The sequence below is a fragment of the Psychrobacter sp. TB20-MNA-CIBAN-0197 genome (genome assembly GCF_040309765.1).
GTDB classification, from domain to species: Bacteria; Pseudomonadota; Gammaproteobacteria; order Pseudomonadales; family Moraxellaceae; genus Psychrobacter; species Psychrobacter submarinus.
Genome location: NZ_JBEOPC010000545.1, coordinates 1 through 274, shown reverse-complemented (window position 1 = coordinate 274; position 274 = coordinate 1). Strand labels below are relative to the sequence as shown.

The window sequence follows — 274 nt, the reverse complement described above, 5'->3', positions numbered from 1 at the left end:
GGCGTATACCCAGGGTGCTCGCCTTTATAAGGCTTGTGCTGAAACGGGCCTCAGTAAGCGTACCTATCGACGTTGGTATCGAGAAGGTCAAGTGCAAGCTGATTTAAGGCCAACAGCAGCTCGACCAGAGCCAGCAAATAAACTCGAAGAACATGAGCGACAACAGATATTAAGTGTGTGCAATCAAGCGGAGTACGCCAGCTTACCCCCGTCGCAAATTGTGCCAACATTATTAGATAACGGGATTTATATCGCCTCGGAATCCAGCTTCTAC

General features: G+C 48.9%; 1 pseudogene. It reads left to right on the top strand.

The window, feature by feature from the left end:
* Positions 1–274 (top strand): annotated as a pseudogene (locus tag AAEY83_RS14885) (IS3 family transposase); the annotation flags it as partial.